At 57.5% G+C, this 14,024-nt stretch carries 16 protein-coding genes; 4 read left to right on the top strand and 12 right to left on the bottom strand.

What is annotated here, in order from left to right:
* The first annotated feature begins 174 nt into the window (after positions 1-174).
* The gene (locus tag ACODTO_RS07430) at positions 175-1,800 is read left to right on the top strand and encodes a methyl-accepting chemotaxis protein (RefSeq protein ID WP_139642656.1); all 1,626 of its coding nucleotides are present in this window, start codon (positions 175-177) and stop codon (positions 1,798-1,800) included.
* A gap of 56 nt (positions 1,801-1,856) precedes the next feature.
* On the opposite strand, the gene ACODTO_RS07425 is transcribed toward ACODTO_RS07430, so the two are convergent.
* From ACODTO_RS07425 to ACODTO_RS07405, 5 genes are all read right to left on the bottom strand, one after another.
* Positions 1,857-2,285, bottom strand: a complete 429-nt coding sequence (locus ACODTO_RS07425; protein ID WP_139642659.1) for an HhH-GDP family DNA glycosylase — start codon at positions 2,283-2,285, stop codon at positions 1,857-1,859.
* Positions 2,282-2,506 (bottom strand): DUF2188 domain-containing protein, encoded by a 225-nt coding sequence (locus ACODTO_RS07420; RefSeq protein ID WP_024777212.1) that lies wholly within the window; start codon positions 2,504-2,506, stop codon positions 2,282-2,284. Before ACODTO_RS07420 ends, ACODTO_RS07425 begins: the two co-directional genes overlap by 4 nt.
* 17 nt (positions 2,507-2,523) lie before the next feature.
* Positions 2,524-2,682, bottom strand: coding sequence for a hypothetical protein (locus ACODTO_RS07415; RefSeq protein WP_175386843.1), 159 nt, complete (start codon positions 2,680-2,682; stop codon positions 2,524-2,526).
* 503 nt (positions 2,683-3,185) lie between these two features.
* The gene (locus ACODTO_RS07410; RefSeq protein ID WP_139642661.1) at positions 3,186-3,587 is read right to left on the bottom strand and encodes a hypothetical protein; all 402 of its coding nucleotides are present in this window, start codon (positions 3,585-3,587) and stop codon (positions 3,186-3,188) included.
* A gap of 49 nt (positions 3,588-3,636) precedes the next feature.
* Entirely contained in the window at positions 3,637-3,864 is a 228-nt protein-coding gene (locus tag ACODTO_RS07405) for a hypothetical protein (protein WP_176562981.1), read from the bottom strand.
* 326 nt (positions 3,865-4,190) lie between these two features.
* Between ACODTO_RS07405 and ACODTO_RS07400 the strand changes: the two genes are divergently transcribed.
* A complete protein-coding gene (locus ACODTO_RS07400; protein ID WP_139642665.1) occupies positions 4,191-5,474 on the top strand; it encodes an OprD family porin in 1,284 nt (427 codons plus the stop codon).
* On the opposite strand, the gene ACODTO_RS07395 is transcribed toward ACODTO_RS07400, so the two are convergent.
* Complete coding sequence (locus ACODTO_RS07395; RefSeq protein ID WP_139642666.1) at positions 5,471-5,668, bottom strand: hypothetical protein; 198 nt, start codon at positions 5,666-5,668, stop codon at positions 5,471-5,473. The two genes, ACODTO_RS07400 and ACODTO_RS07395, sit on opposite strands and share 4 nt — an antisense overlap.
* A gap of 3 nt (positions 5,669-5,671) precedes the next feature.
* Positions 5,672-6,742, bottom strand: a complete 1,071-nt coding sequence (locus ACODTO_RS07390) for a DNA-binding protein (RefSeq protein ID WP_489106162.1) — start codon at positions 6,740-6,742, stop codon at positions 5,672-5,674.
* 196 nt (positions 6,743-6,938) lie between these two features.
* On the opposite strand from ACODTO_RS07390, the gene ACODTO_RS07385 reads away from it, so the two are divergent.
* Positions 6,939-7,955, top strand: coding sequence for a tyrosine-type recombinase/integrase (locus tag ACODTO_RS07385; RefSeq protein ID WP_489106161.1), 1,017 nt, complete (start codon positions 6,939-6,941; stop codon positions 7,953-7,955).
* Positions 7,956-7,986: 31 nt separating this feature from the next.
* On the opposite strand, the gene ACODTO_RS07380 is transcribed toward ACODTO_RS07385, so the two are convergent.
* The 5 genes from ACODTO_RS07380 to ACODTO_RS07360 all read right to left on the bottom strand — a co-directional run bounded on the left by ACODTO_RS07380 (position 7,987) and on the right by ACODTO_RS07360 (position 12,288).
* Complete coding sequence (locus tag ACODTO_RS07380) at positions 7,987-9,177, bottom strand: MFS transporter (protein ID WP_139642677.1); 1,191 nt, start codon at positions 9,175-9,177, stop codon at positions 7,987-7,989.
* Positions 9,178-9,244: 67 nt separating this feature from the next.
* Positions 9,245-9,610, bottom strand: coding sequence for a YfeK family protein (locus ACODTO_RS07375; RefSeq protein WP_041022809.1), 366 nt, complete (start codon positions 9,608-9,610; stop codon positions 9,245-9,247).
* A 145-nt stretch (positions 9,611-9,755) separates the two neighbouring features.
* On the bottom strand, positions 9,756-10,193 hold the full coding sequence (locus tag ACODTO_RS07370) for a RidA family protein (RefSeq protein WP_139642683.1): 438 nt from the start codon (positions 10,191-10,193) through the stop codon (positions 9,756-9,758).
* 37 nt (positions 10,194-10,230) lie between these two features.
* Entirely contained in the window at positions 10,231-11,553 is a 1,323-nt protein-coding gene (locus ACODTO_RS07365; protein WP_139642686.1) for a flavin-containing monooxygenase, read from the bottom strand.
* Between the two features lie 117 nt (positions 11,554-11,670).
* Complete coding sequence (locus tag ACODTO_RS07360) at positions 11,671-12,288, bottom strand: TetR/AcrR family transcriptional regulator (protein ID WP_139642689.1); 618 nt, start codon at positions 12,286-12,288, stop codon at positions 11,671-11,673.
* A 175-nt stretch (positions 12,289-12,463) separates the two neighbouring features.
* Between ACODTO_RS07360 and ACODTO_RS07355 the strand changes: the two genes are divergently transcribed.
* Entirely contained in the window at positions 12,464-13,846 is a 1,383-nt protein-coding gene (locus tag ACODTO_RS07355; protein ID WP_139642691.1) for an aspartate aminotransferase family protein, read from the top strand.
* The last annotated feature ends 178 nt before the right edge of the window (positions 13,847-14,024 follow it).

Genomic DNA, 14,024 nt, shown 5'->3' with positions numbered 1-14,024 from the left:
CCTCGAAGTTTCTGCCGCATAAGTGACAGCCGGCGTAATCAGGCAAGGCGGGGTCGCCGTTCCTTTACCTTGGACCACACAGAACACGATATCGTTATGCCTTCACTGGGCGTGCAACACCTGGCTCTGCCCTTCGATCAGAAACCCGATCCAGGTGATTAGGAATAATGGAATATGCAAAGCTGGAAGATCAGGACCCATCTCCTATTGCTCACTAGCGCGTTACTGATTGGTTTGTTATGCGTCGGCGGACTCGGACTCTTTGGAATGCAATCCGCTGTACTCAGTCTGGAGACCGTCTATCTCGACCGAGTCGTACCCCTGAGGGACTTGAAGAGAATTGCCGACCTGTACGCTGTGGACATCGTCGACGCCACCCACAAGACGCGCAACGGCACCTTTACCAAAGCCGAATCGCTGACCCGTATAGAGCAAGCCCTGCGGGAAATCGATCGAACATGGCAAGCCTATAAATCGACGCAACTGATCCCGGCAGAAACCCATCTGATCGCGCAAATCGAGCCGCTGATGGAAACCTCCCGCGGGCCACTGCAAAACTTGCAGGGTATGTTGCGTCAGAACGACAATGCCGGTATCGCACGCTTTGCGACGGATCAGTTGTATCCACTGATTGACCCCTTATCAGCCAAATTCTCCGAGCTGATCGAAGTGCAACTGGTCGAAGCCAAAAGCCAGTTCGATCAGCAGCAGATCGCCTACACCTTTTACCTCAAACTCAGCCTGTTGATTCTGGTCCTGGCGCTGGCCACCGGTGCGGCCTACGGGTTGTACTTTTCCAGGCTGTTGAGCCGCCAACTCGGTGCCGAGCCCACAGAACTCGCCGCTATCAGCTCGAACATCGCCCAAGGAAAACTGGCCGGTACACAGCTGGATCTGCGACAGCCGTCGACCGGGGTTCTGCACTCCGTTCAGGCCATGCGCCATAGCCTGCGCGAAATGATCGGCAAGATCGGCCACGCCTCCGAGCAGATCGAGGGCACTACCCTGCAATTATCGGCATCTTCCGAACAGGGAATGAGCAGCGCCGCCCTGCAAAGCGAGACAGCCTCGTCCATGGCCGCCACGGTAGAGCAACTTTCGGTGAGCATCACCCATATTGCCGACAACGCAAAACAGGCCCAGAACACCACGCAGAAAGCAGGACAAATCACCGATGACGGCATGGCGGTGATGCACGAGTCCATCCAGGAAATGGGACACATTGCCAATCTGGTGGCGCAAAGTTCATCCGATATCGATCAGTTGGCTATTCAGTCGAACGACATCAGTCTGATTGTCGGTGTGATCCGGGGCATCGCTGAACAAACCAATCTTCTTGCGTTGAATGCCGCCATCGAAGCGGCCCGAGCCGGCGAACAAGGCCGCGGTTTTGCGGTGGTAGCAGATGAAGTTCGCGGCCTGGCCGCCCGCACCGCTCAATCCACCACGGAAATCGTCACGTTGGTCAACACGATTCAGAATGGCATGAGCAAAGCCAAAGAGAGCATGGCCGCAGGCTCCGAGCGTGTGACCCATGGCCAGAAACTGGTCGAAAGTGCAGGCGAATCCATGAGCAGGATCAAGAGCGCGCTGGACGAATCTCTTGCCGCCGTCAGTTTCATTTCGTTGTCGTTGCAGGAACAGCGCGCCGCCAGTGAGCAGGTCGCGTGCAACGTAGAAAAAATGGCACAAAGTGTCGAAGAGAACGCCGCCGCCCAGGGAGGGATCGTGCGAACGACCCAGGAACTCAAGGCGATGTCCAATGGACTGGAAGTGATTCTGCGGCGGTTCAGCGTCTAATCGCAGCGACCGTGGGTGGGTAAGAGGCGAGTTCTCCATGCCAAAGCTGTTTGTACCTATTTGTCTCTCAGCACCACCTCGCGCTTGAAGATCTCCAACGTCTTCGGCCCGATGCCGTTAAAGCTGAGCACCCATCGTTCAAACTCCGCAGCCTCCATTGAACCGCCCTGCAAAGCGTTCATCCGAGACTTCAGTCCGGTATCCAGGCCCACACCAAGCTCGTGCAGTCGCCGCGCGGTGGATTCATCGTATCGTGCGTAGCCCGCTTGCCCGAGGAGCCTGACAAGATCCCGATGTGGGCACCGGGCGAGCTTTGCTGGCGTATCCAGTCCATATCGATCAACCAGGTTCCGGTACGCCTCAACGGCGACAGAGGAACGGATCCTTTTACCGATCAAAAAACTGGCGAGCAGCCACCGATACACTCCGTGGCCGCCCGGGGCGTCGATCTCGATTCCCAGGTCGGCAGCGGAAATGGGGGTCACCCCTTGGTTCGCCTGGGGTCAGCGGAACGCGGATAGGTGCGTTCTTCCTCGATGGAGCCGTCGGCTTTGTGAATCTTCACCGAGGCGGTCTTGCCATCAAAGAAATCTGCCAGAGAGTTCATCAACTCCTGCTTTGTGGCAGCTTTTTTGGAAGCCCGTTCTGCGCCGGCTTTTTTAAGCTCCCAACCATCCGCAGAAGGGCTCAGGTGATAATTGTCCATTGTCTTGCTCCTCACATTTAAATGGATTCTGCTTCGTCCTGAATATCTTCCTCCGCCTCGGCTGCATCAGTGGCGTCGGCGTCGTTCAAGGGCGGTGAAGTGGGCTTTTCCGGGTCGTTTATGTAGGGCACGCCGCTAGGGCCGCGCTCTTCGAGTCCTTCAGTCTCAGGCTGCATGCTGGTTCTCCTTCTTCTTTCCGATAGTGATTGGAGGACAGGCGTTGCGAGGCGTTCAATGCCATACGAGTTTGCGCTGGCTTTAGCCCGATTCGCTCCCACTGTGAGTAGGCGGCGCCTTTGGAACCGCCAAGCGGTCTGTTTGGCCGCGCCATAGAATTCGGGCGTTAGATCATCTTTTCGGTGCCAAACAGCACGCATATCCGGGTGAAATAATGACTAGCGAGGAATTTTCCCAACGCGTCATTTGGCAACTCTCGCCCTTGAGTTTACCCCTGTCAGCTTACGTAGAATTGCTACACCGATGCGGTGGGCAAGCGCGTCGACAAGGTGGTCCGTAATAAAACCTACAACAGTATCCAGCTCAACTATCCGGTCCTTTTCACTCAGTTCCGCGCTCAGAGGAAAACATCAAGTGCGCTGCCAGGTTTTTGTACATATAACAGGCATGACGACATGATGAATACCCTATCATCACCGGCATGGTAATTATTGGCTGCCTATTAATTTATCTCCACTGATATATCAGACTTTTCCCACCAAAACCGTAAGCCCATCAGCTCCGCCTTGCGACGAGAGTTAAATGTTAATTTCACAGGAACCTTGTGTTCAAGCTGGGAGCCAAACAATATCGCCTCTGAAATCAAGGCATTTATCAATCGAGTATCTTGCATGTCATAAAAATTTATTCTAACGGCAGTGTCATCGTCTCCGAATATAAGCTCCTTCTTAAAGCATTCCTGAGAATTAGCACATGCCCCCTCCTTGATCAAAACGGAAATCAAAATCCCGCCCAGAATGCGCCCTTGCTCCTGATACTTCTCTCCCGCCGCATTACTCTGACCAACGCATAATGAAATCGCCACAACGCACCCTGTAGCGAGAGTCCTGATGACACCTTCCATTTCCTGCTCCTTGACACTTGAAATTAATGGAAAGCAACGATTACTACTCTCACAAGCTTTCCATCACGTACTGCTGCAGTGGACTCGGAAAATAACCAGTCACGTGACGCCTATCGACTTTCACCGGCAGCCTAATAGACACAATCGTCAACAACGGCTGCGCACGTGTCCACTCCATCCAGGTATGTACATTCAACTGCTGTACCGTGCCATCTACCGGAGCCTCCAGTGTCGTCGGCCGATCCTGATGTTCGGCTTTTGTAAGGTTCTGCTTCAAAGACTCCACCTTCTGGTCCGTCCGCTGTAACGAATCCAGCATAGACCGTGGGGTCTGCGCCACACCGCCAGCCCTCAAGCGTTCTTATGTCCATGACAGGATCTGATTTTCAGATTGTCAGATCCGGCTACCCAATTTACTGAGCCATCTCCACTCAGAATTAACAACGTTTAACTCACCAGCCAGAGCCCCGCGGCCAATAATCAGGCCCTCGTCACCGAACTGGCTACAGCATGCATACCGCAAACCAAGCACTGAACACCCAGAGCCTTTGCAGCAATAAAGCTCGCGCGCAACCATGGCCACGATCCAAGCTCTGGTTATCCATGTTGCTAATCGGCACCTGCGGCACAGCCCTGGCTGCCGAGCCATCGGCACAAGGCTTTATGGACGGCTCGACCCTAGATGTGCTGAGCCGAAATTTCTTCCTGCAGAATGACTACCGATCCCCCTCCCCGGCGAACAAAAACTATAAGCAGGAGTGGGCCCAAGGTTTCATCGCCTCATTTGCCTCCGGCTTTACCCCTGGCACCGTCGGGTTTGGTGTCGACGCCCATGGTTTTCTCGGTGTGAAGCTGGATGGCGGCAAGGGGCATTCCGGAACGGGTTTGCTGCCGCTGGATTCGGATGGCCGCAGTGAGAGCGACTTCTCCAGTGCCGGTGGCGCGTTGAAACTGCGCGCGTCTCGGACCACCTTGGCCTACGGTGAGATGACCGTGGAAACCCCGGTGTTCGACACCGCCGACAAACGCTTACAACCGGAATACGCCACGGGGTTTCTGCTCGACAGCCGGGAGTTCGACGACGTGCATTTGCAGGCCGGGCGCTTCACCGCGTTCAAGAATCAGGATGCCTCGACCCACAGAGGGGACTTCACCGGTTATGGAGTGAGCACCGAAACCGGTGACATCAGTTTCCTCGGTGCCCAATTGTTCGAGGACCAGCCGTTGGGCGGTGCTCTGTACGCGTCCGAGCTGAGCGACACCTGGCGTCAGTACTACGCCAACCTGCATCTGAAGCAATCCGGGTTCTTTCTGGACGGCAACCTTTACCACACCCAGGATTACGCTGACGCCGAGGCCGGCGCGATTGATAACACCGCCTATAGCCTGTCTGGCAAATACACCGTCGGCGCCCAGGGCTTCACCCTGGCTTATCAGAAGATCCATGGCGACACGCCCTTCGACTTTGTGGGCGGCGACTCGATCTACCTCGCCAACTCCATCAAATACGCCGACTTCAACGGTGCAGGCGAACGTTCGTGGCAGGCGCGCTACGACCTGGATCTGGGAGCCTTCGGCGTCCCGGGATTGAAATTCATGACCCGCTACGTCACCGGCCGCGGCATCGATGGCACCCATGCCCCCCAAGGTGGGGCGTACAACCCATTTGACCCGGATGCCGGCCAGTTCGTCCCGCAACAAGGGGATGGAGGACGCCATTGGGAACGGGATATCGATCTGCACTACACCGTGCAATCGGGACCGGCCAAGGATTTGTCCGTGCAGGTGTCCCAGGTGGCCCATCGGGCCAATAGCGCCCAGGGTGGGGATGACATCGACCGGGTTTATATCGTGATCGAGTACCCCCTCAAGCTGGGACGCTTTTAACCGGTTCGCCTCTCGGTGACGTTGAATGTCGGCCGGTGTTCTCTGGTGTCGGCGGCATGCAGCTTCATGATCGGAACCAGGGAGCCAAACGGCTCAACCCTGTCCATCAGCATCCGGGAGAGACGCTGATGAGCGAATTTCCAAGCTGACGAGCCTTCATCACGGTTCTGCGGATTTCCTGCGATCTGATCCATGCTTCATCTCCTAGGTCGTTTCGAAGGCTTGGCGTGCCCGGCGAGTTGTTTCTTCTCTACCCCTGAGGAGGCATCGCTCCCCTCCTCCGGGCCTGACTCACCGCTCTCAACCCGCCGAAGTTGCTCATTCTCTTTCTGAAGCGACGCGATCAGCGCCGTGGTTTCCTGCTCACGCAGATCGGCTACAGCGGCGGCCTTGTGGAGCGCCTTTACCTCTTCACGCAGAGCCGAGATCTGTTCCATGAGGTGTTCAGTCAGCCCAGCGGTCTTGGCCTCGCCCTGGCGTAGTGCCTCAATTTGAGCATTGAACGACTGAACCAAAGCTTCCTGCGTGTGCAAGGCTTTGGTTTGTTGCCGGGCTTCACCAAGCAGGCGTTCATTGTCGCGATTCAGACGGGTCAGATCGTCCTGTTTTACGGCGATAGTCTCTCGCAGTTTGCGTTGCTCAACCTGCATCTCATGCAGTTGAGACTCGTGCCTGCGTTGATCCTGATTACGCTGTTCCTTCGCCGCCTCTCGATAATGTTCGAGCGCCCCACGGGCTTGGACGTGCTTTTCCTCCAGCGATTGGAGGTGCTTGTCCTTTTCAGCAACCAAGGATTCCAGGTCGGTACAGCGCTGGCTGAGTCGTGCGTTACGCGTCAACTCAGCCTGGAGCGAGGACTGGGTGGTTGCGAGCTCAGCGCTCTGCGTCTCTATCGCCGCCTGTTGGGTAGCCAGTTGACGTTGAGCGGTGGCCAGTTCCGATCTGAGTTCGCTGATCTGGTTTTCCAGCGCAGTCCGCTGCTGTTCAAAAGCTGCAGTGGCCTGGGAGATGACTTCCTGGCCCTCCTCCATCAGCTGATCCAGCAGCGTCTGCACCATGCCATTGAGCGTTTCACCCATGCGCTCACGTGAGGTCACGGGCTCTGAATTGGAGGGTTCAAGCTCTTTCAGGTAACGAGAAATCGTCGTCTTGGACCCCGTATTTCCAAGCTCTACGCGCACTGCGTCGATGCTGGGGTTGGCCCCTCTGGCCAGCAGCGCCTGACGTGCCTTCTGCACTACAGCTTTGTTGATCCCGCCTCGAGCCATAGGGCCTCCTACGATTTCGTACTGTGTTACATGTCATGTAAATACATATTGAATTAAGCGAACCTTACACCCTTTGATCTTGATTTTCTACAAGCCCATAATAGAGCTTTATGGCTTCTTGAACCGTCGCTGCGTCCGGAACACCTCCCCGCGGCGTATGCAGGCAGAAACGCTCCGATTTTGAAGGCGGCAGACGATGGAAAAGGCAGATCGGTACCTGAGCGCCGGCACCCGGGAGAACACGCGAAAAAGCTACCGGGCGGCGATCGAGCACTTTGAGGTCACGTGGGGCGGATACCTGCCCACGACCGGCAAAGGTGTGGTTCGGTACCTCGCGGAGTACGCCGACAAGCTCTCCATCAACACGCTGAAGCAGCGTCTGGCGGCCCTGGCCCAGTGGCACATCACCCAGGGCTTCCCTGACCCGACCAAGACGCCTGATGTCCGCCAAATGATCAAAGGCATCAGGGTCGTGCACCCTGCACAGGTCAGACAGGCCGCCCCGCTGCTGCTGAAGCACCTTGAGCAAGCAGTCGCCTGGCTTGAAGGGCAAGCAACTGCCGCGCTTGAACGCGGAGACTACAAGTCGCTGGTGCGTCACCGTCGTTCGGTGGCGATTATCTTGATTGGGTTCTGGCGTGGTTTTCGGGGCGATGAGTTGACCAGGCTGACGGTAGAGAACACGAAAGCCATAAGCGGTGAAGGGATTACCTTTTTCCTGCCCTACACCAAGGGCGACCGTCAGCATGAAGGAGCGACCTTCCAGACGCCGGCGCTCGTCATGCTCTGTCCCGTTGAGGCCTATATCAACTGGATAACAGTGGCCGGAATCGCAAGTGGCCCGGTGTTCCAGCGAATTGATCGTTGGGGCAACCTGTCAGGCAAAGCCATGCAACCGCATAGCTTGATTCCCGTGTTGCGCCGCATTTTCAAAGAGGCAGGATTGCCAGCGGAGTTGTACAGCAGTCACTCGATGCGGCGCGGATTTGCGACCTGGGCGTCTGCGAACGGTTGGGACATCAAGGGATTGATGGGATATGTCGGCTGGAAGGACATGAAGTCCGCGTTGCGCTATGTGGATGCCAGCGTGTCCTTCGGCGGAATGGCTTTGCGCGCCGCCCAACAAACGCCCGTCCAGGAGAGCAAAAGGATTTCCGGTGATCCCCCAAGCACTGACCAACCCGGCAGGCTTCAAACCCTCTTTTCGCCGTGAAAGCGCGTCAAGGCGTTCCCCGCCTAAAACGCTATTGCTTCTTGAATAAAAGCAGGACTAGAGCGATTGCGGCAAGCAATGCGCCCATGAGGAACGTGCTGCCTGATCCAATGCTTTGCCATAGCCAGCCCGCAAGAACGCTGGCGATCAGCATGCATACACCGCTGACCAGATTGAAAATGCCGAAGGCCGTACCCTTGAGTTCTCCTGGGGCTTTATCGGCCACCAGAGAGGCGAGAATGCCTTGGCTGAATCCCATATGAACCCCCCATAACACGACGCCCAGCAGCATCGTGATGACAGAACTGGACTGAGCAAGAACCAGATCCGCCAAGACAAGGAGCCCCATACCCACACAGAGCAGTTTCGTGCGACTGATACGATCGGATAGCCAACCGGCAGGGTAAGCGGACAACGCATAGAAAAGCGCCATGACTACCATCACCAGCGGAACCCAGGTCACTGACAAGCCCAACTGTTGCGCCCGCAATACCAGAAACGCTTCGCTGAACCGGGCAAGCGTAAACACCCCGCCCACGACAACCACCCACCAATACCCAGCGGAGAAGTCGTGAAGGACGCGCCAATGTATTGGAGATCGAAATCTGTGTTCCCGGGAGGCGTGAACGGGTTCTTTTACTCCGGTGACAATGAGCGCCACCGCTATAGCTGCCGGAATGACTGCAACCCACAGTACAAGCTGTATATCCGCGAGCCACAGCATCAACAAGATGGCCAGAGCGGGGCCAAGAACGGCCCCTACGGTATCCATCGATTGGCGTAACCCAAAGCAGGCTCCACGGATCTCTGGTGGCGAGACATCTGCCACGAGGGCATCTCGCGGCGCACCACGAATACCTTTTCCGATTCGATCCAAAAAGCGCGCAGTGAAGACCACTTCAACCGAGTGAGCCAAAGGAAAAAGCGGCTTGGTCAGGGCAGCCAAACCATACCCAAGCAACAGAAGTCCTTTGCGCCTGCCAATGAAATCGCTGATGGCGCCAGAGAATATCTTGACGAGCATGGCGGTCGACTCGGCGATCCCCTCGATTATCCCGACAGTCAATGCGCTCGCACCCAGTGTGGTGACCAAAAACACAGGCACCAAGCTGTGTACAAGCTCGGACGATAGATCCATGAACAGGCTGACAAAACCCAAAGCCCAGATCGTGCGCGGAATACGAAGACGCTCAACGTTGATGTGTGGACTTTCGCTACTCATCTTGTCTTTCCGCACTCATCGGTGAAAGCAACTTAGCAGTGCTTACATTATTCGTCTTGAGACAAAATCAATGAAGCTGCCGTTGTCTCTGTAGTTCCCGCTTGAGCCAGGTGCCAGCAGGCTGTGCGCCTTCTGGGCATCGCACCTCATAGTCGCGGCCACTCATACTGCTTTGCGTGGCAGCAAGATCGATGAAGTCTTCTGCACTGTTCACCTTGTTCTTGTCCTCCAGGTAATTCAGCTTTTTTTCCAGATGCGCGCGCGCCTGGGGACCTGGGAACTCTTCTCCGTTACGCACAAATCGGCATTCACTGTGCTCGACAAAGTCCAGCAAGCCTTTTATCTCCTGAGTGGCTTGAGGCGGGGTTTGAGCCTGGGCATTGGTTACGATTGCGACAAGGCAAATTCCCGTTGCCATCATCCACATCCGCATGATTTTTCCTCGTATTGGCACTGTTGCGATTCGCTCTTCGACGGCTGAGGGCAAGAAGCCCTTTTTGGGTAGAAATAGAGCCGGCGCCAGGGTGTAGGCGCGATGGCTCCCCTGAGCATACACTGCGCAAACCGTGCTGGGCTTGTCATTTCTGATTCGGCTGCCAGTCGTCCGGCACCACGGCAATCACATCGATCTCCATCAGCCATTGAGGCTGGCCCAGGCCGGAGATCACCAGCCCCGTCGAAATCGGGAAGACCCCTTTGAGCCACTTGCCGATCTCCTGGTAGACCGGCTCGCGATAACGCGGGTCGATGATGTAGGTGGTGGTCTTGACGATATGTGACAGGTCCGAGCCGGCCTCTTCGAGCAGTTGCTTGACGTTCTTCATCGCCTGCTCGGCCTGGGCACGTGGGTCACCGAGGCCAACCAGATTGCCTTCGAAATCGGTGCCGATCTGGCCGCGAACGTAAATCGTGTTGCCCGCGCGAACGGCCTGGCATAGATCGTTATCCAGCGACTGGTTCGGGTAGGTCTCTTTGGTGTTGAACATGCGGATGCGGGTGTGGGTCGGTTGTGTCATGCGAGGTCTCTCCAAACAACAAAATGGGCGCGGGGTATCAGACACCGACGGGGCGATCCAGAATCGGCGCAATCATCGAAGCGGACTGCTCGGCCTCGCGCTGTGCCGCATCGCGATACTCCAGGTAGGTCCGTTGGGTCGCGATGTGGTCGGCCACGTATTTGGCGTCATGCCAGACACCCCAGATGAATGACGACCCCCGGCGCGATTGCCACGGCAATCCCAGGAAATAGATGCCCGATTCGCTGCACACGCCGCGCTGGTGAACAGGCTTGCCCTTGGCGTCGAATGCGTCGACTTTCATCCAGCTGTAATCGGTGGCATAGCCGGTGGCCCAGATGATCGTGGTAATGCCCGCCTTGAACAAATCCAGCTCAAGAATCGGGTTGCGCACGCATTCAGGGTCAGGGAACACACGACGGGCTTCGGGTTCGGGCGGCAGTTGAAGGCCGTTGCGCTCGATGTACGCATCGGCCGCATCGAGCACCGCCAAATAGTTTTCGTCGCCACGCGCGAGGTTGTCGGCCAGGTCGGGCTGAAACGTCACGACGCCGTTGTCGAACGAACGGGTGACACCGACGAGTTTCATGCCACGCTCGGCCAGCTCGCGAAAGTCCACGGTGCGCCCTCCATGGGCGCCGCTGACGGCGATCGTGACATGCTCACGGCCCGGCTTCATCGTCGCCTGGTCCCATTCGCCCAACACGCCCAACCACCAACAGAAATCCCGATTGCGGTAAGCACGTGGAGGACGGTCGTGCTGGCCCACCGAGAGGTAGACCTCGCGACCGGCGCGCTGCAGTTCATCCGCGATCTGGGTACCGGAGGACCCGGCGCCCACCACCAGAATGGCGCCGTCAGGAAGCTGCTGGGGATTGCGGTATTGGGCAGAGTGAATCTGCGTCAGCCGAGCGTCTTTCGGGGCAATGGCCGGGATCACGGGACGCTGGAAAGGCCCTGTCGCAACGACCACGCGATTGGCCTGGATCACCCCCTCGGAGGTCTGGACCGTGAAGCCCGGGCGACCGACATTGCGCTCGACCTTGCGTACCTCGACGCCGGTGCGAATCGGCGCCTTGAATTTGCGCGCATAGGCTTCGAAGTAATCGGCGACCCGCTCTTTCGGGGCGAAACTGTCCGGGCTCAGGTCGTCGAACTCAAGCCCTGGAAAACGATCGTGCCAGGCCGGCCCGTTGGCCACCAATGAGTCCCAGCGGCCTGTGCGCCACGCCTCGGCAATCCGGCTGCGCTCGAGGACCAGGTGAGCAATGCCCAGTTTGCTCAGATGCTCGCTCATGGCGATGCCAGCCTGACCTGCGCCAACCACGAGCGTATCGATTTCGTTGTTTCCAGCTGTCATACCTGTGTCCTTCACGAAGGCGGGTGTGGACGCATTCTGTGCAGGAACAGGCGATAGCGAAATTATGATTTTTGTCGTCGCAGAGCAGGAAAAAACTAGGGGTTGCCCGAGTTGTCGTCAGGCAGGCTTTGCCTCAGTCAGCATCCCATGGCACATCAACCCCAGCACGCTGCGCATGTGCGCTGCATGGGCCTCGCGATCGGGCACCGCTGCGGTTGCCAGCTGGATGAACGCCAGGTTGGCGTACTGGTTGAACAACGTGGCCGCCACGTCGACGTCGACCGACTCACGCACCTTGCCCAGCTTCTGGAAATGCACGAGCAACGCCTTGGCCTCCTCGACCACGGCAGCATTCCATGGCTCGAAGGCCTGGGCCAACTCCCCCGTGAACAGAAACGGTGCCAGTTCACGCCACAGCGACGTCGGCATGGCGCGCAACTGATAGCGCGTCATCAAGCCTTCGAGTTCGCAGAGAGCATCGAGTGGGTCGGCGTTTTCGTTCAGATTCGCCCTCGCCTCCCCCATGGCCTGTTCATCGGGCGCCTTCAACAGGGCCAGCAGGATCTCTTGCTTGCCGCCGAAATAATTGACCACCGTAGGCGAGGACACTCCTGCCTGATTGGCAATCTGCTCCAACGTGGTGGCGCCGAAGCCGTTGGCTTTGAATAACGCCAGCGCGGCCTCGACGATGTTCTGCCGGCGCTGCTCTTTTTGTCGCTCTCTGAGTCCTGTCATGGTGCCCCAGGCGTGGTTTTTTCGATGACTTGCAGGTTACGGATAATAATTTCGATCAACAAATATTTTCTTTACAAAAATATTTTTAAGTGCCAAAACTTGATGCGCGCCCTGCCCTCATCCACGCCCATTCCCTTGAATGCAAATTGCGGCGCCATCATCCTGGAGAAGTGCAATGTCCATCGAACTCGATCCCGTCCGTACTACCCGTGATTACCAGGCGTCCGACGCAGCCCATCACATTCATGCCTTCGTCGATCAGAAAGCGTTGAATGAAGAAGGACCGCGAGTGATGGTCAGGGGGGATCGGCTGTCGTTGTGGGACAACGACGGCAAGCGCTACCTGGACGGCATGTCAGGGCTGTGGTGCACCAACCTGGGCTATGGGCGCAAGGATCTGGTCGCCGCTGCCAGCGCTCAGCTCGCTCAACTGCCCTACTACAACATGTTCTTCCACACGACCCACCCAGCGGTGATCGAACTGTCCGAGCTGCTGTTCAGCCTGCTGCCCTCGCACTACAGCCATGCGATCTATACCAACTCCGGCTCCGAGGCCAACGAGGTATTGATCCGCACCGTGCGCAAGTTCTGGCAAGTGATGGGCAAGCCCGAGAAGAAAGTCATGATCGGTCGCTGGAACGGTTACCACGGCTCGACGCTGGCGGCGACGGCGCTGGGTGGCATGAAGTTCATGCACGAAATGGGCGGTACGATTCCCGATGTCGCACACATCGACGAACCCTACTGGTTCGCCCATGAAGGCAATCTGAGCCCCGAAGAGTTTGGCCTGCGCGCGGCGCGTCAATTGGAAGACAAGATTCTCGAACTGGGCGCGGACAAGGTGGCCGCTTTTGTCGCCGAACCTTTCCAGGGCGCGGGTGGGATGATCATTCCGCCGCAGACCTACTGGGCGGAAATCCAGCGCATCTGCCGCCAATACGATGTACTGCTGTGCGCCGACGAAGTGATCGGCGGGTTCGGCCGCACCGGCGAATGGTTCGCTCACCAGGCGTTGGGCTTCGAGCCGGACACACTGTCCATCGCCAAGGGCCTGACCTCGGGTTACATCCCCATGGGCGGGCTGATCCTGTCGCGACGCATGGCCGAAGCGCTGGTGGAAAAAGGTGGCGTCTTCGCCCATGGACTGACGTACTCCGGGCACCCGGTAGCCGCCGCAGTGGCGATCGCCAACCTCAAGGCCTTGCGCGACGAGGGCGTGGTCACCCAAGTGAAAACCGACACCGGACCTTACTTGCAGAAATGCCTGCGCGAGGTGTTCGGCGATCACCCGTTGGTGGGGGAAGTCCAGGGCGTGGGACTGGTGGCGGCATTGCAGTTCGCCGAAGACAAGGCCACCCGCAAACGCTTCGCCAACGAGAACGACATCGCCTGGCGCTGCCGCACCCTCGGGTTCGAGGAAGGCCTCATCATTCGTTCGACATTAGGCCGCATGATCATGGCCCCGGCATTGGTCGCCACCCGCGCGGAACTGGACGAACTGGTCGACAAGACCCGCATCGCGGTGGATCGCACGGCGCGAGAATACGGACGACTGTAAGGAAACGCCGTAACTTCAAACTCCGATTGAGAAGTTTTTACGTAGGCAGGCTCTACAAAAAACCTCGTTTCGCCAACTGCAGCGCGTCGACACAATGCGCTCATGCACCGTCCTCGCCCGGATAGCGTCGCACACGCGATCCGGGCGGCGGATGGAAGGTCTGGACGAAACAGGACGA

The sequence above is a fragment of the Pseudomonas sp. FG13 genome, assembly GCF_057809755.1.
Note: the sequence above shows the minus strand (reverse complement) of the source record. Positions and strands in the feature narration are given on the sequence as shown.